2 protein-coding genes are annotated in these 1419 nt (G+C 74.3%); one reads left to right on the top strand and one right to left on the bottom strand.

Annotated elements, in window-relative coordinates; genetic code table 11:
- The coding region (locus EAO70_RS35505) for a GNAT family N-acetyltransferase (protein WP_261993213.1) at positions 1 to 553 on the top strand (553 nt) is incomplete at its 5' end.
- Positions 554 to 690: 137 nt separating this feature from the next.
- Here EAO70_RS35505 and EAO70_RS35510 read toward each other — a convergent pair.
- Complete coding sequence (locus EAO70_RS35510; protein WP_148006924.1) at positions 691 to 1338, bottom strand: DUF4291 domain-containing protein; 648 nt, start codon at positions 1336 to 1338, stop codon at positions 691 to 693.
- Between the last annotated feature and the right edge of the window lie 81 nt (positions 1339 to 1419).

Below are 1419 nucleotides of genomic sequence, written 5' to 3' on the forward strand. Positions count from 1 at the left end.
CGCCGCGCCGTGGAGCCCGTACTGCCGCGTGAAGAGGGTGGTGAAGTACCGCCCCATCCCGGCCTCGCGCGAGGCCGGGATGGGGCGGTACTTCACCACCCTCTTCACGCGGCAGTACGGGCTCCACGGCGTGTGCGAGCGCACCGACGCGGCCGCCGCCTTCTGGGTGGCGCCCGAAGGGCAGGACAAGGCCGTTCCCGACGCCGCCACGGTCCGTGAGCTCCAGGAGATCCTCGGCGATCGCGCCGACGTCTTCCGGCAGGCCGTCGAGGCCGCCGCCGCGCACACGCCTCCCGAGCCCCACTGGTACCTCGCCGTCATCGGCGCCGACCCGGCCGCCCGCGGCCAGGGGCACGGCTCCGCGCTGCTGCGTTCCGGGCTCGCCCAGGCCGATGCCGCCGGCCTGCCGGTCTACCTGGAGTCCTCCAAGGCGGACAACCTCCCCGTCTACGAGCACTTCGGCTTCGTCGTCCTTGGCGAGGCCTCCCTCCCCGGCGGCGGCCCCACCCTCTGGGCCATGCGGCGTCCGCCCCGCGACCAGTCCGAGCGCTGACCACTCCCGGGAGTCGCGAGCGGCCCGCGGACGCCGACCCACCGGCGTGGCGTCGGCCTCCCCGCCGGCGCCCCCCGAAGGAGCGCACCTCGTGAGGGTCGCCGTACTCGGCACCGGCCACATCGACTTCTCGGTCGTCACGGCGCCGGCCGGCCGGCTTCCTCCGGTTCCCGGCCGCGCAGGTGGTCGAGGAGTCCCGCGGGCTCCGGGTACGGCTCCTCGTGCGGGAGCAGCCGTCGGGCCGCCGGCACGTCGCCCGCGCGGACCAGGTCGTGGATCCGGTGCGCGAGCGGGGTCACGTCGCGGACGGAGACCGTCCACTCGTCCGCGTACCGGCGGGACGCCTCGCCCGCGAGGCCGAGCTGGAGGGAGCGGTACGGGAGTTCCCGGAGCCGCAGATCGCGCTCCGGGTCCCACTGCACGCGCGCGGGCGCCTGTCCCAACTCCCTTTTCCAGGCAGCCTGGTCGGGGTGGAACCCGCGCTTGTAGTGGGAGAGGCAGGCGTTCCGCAGGGCCCATTCGAAGCCCTCGCGGGTGATCTCCACGGCGAGGACGGTCTCCTGGCCCTCCTTGGTGCCCCAGCCCGAGCGGTACATCATCCACAGGAACGAGGGCTTGATCCAGGTCATCCGGTCCCGTTTCCAGGCGGCCGGAAATCGCCCTTCGCGGGCGGCGGGCAGGCCGATCCCGGGCCGGTACGCCTGGTAGACGGTGACCGTGCGGTCGGTGTGGAGCGCGCGGATGCGGTACTTCGGCTCGTCGGTGGCCGGCGTCGTATCTTCCATGCCCTGAGGATGGGCGAGGCCGGGGAGCTTGGCCACCGGTTATCCGCGCCCGCGCCCCGCGCCTGCCCCGTGTGCCTGCGT

Source organism: Streptomyces sp. adm13(2018) (genome assembly GCF_008042145.1).
Classification (GTDB): domain Bacteria; phylum Actinomycetota; class Actinomycetes; order Streptomycetales; family Streptomycetaceae; genus Streptomyces.

Excerpts from the sequence above, each read along its gene's own strand:
- EAO70_RS35510 (WP_148006924.1), bottom strand. The coding sequence starts at position 1,338 with ATGGAAGATACGACGCCGGCCACCGACGAGCCGAAGTACCGCATCCGC.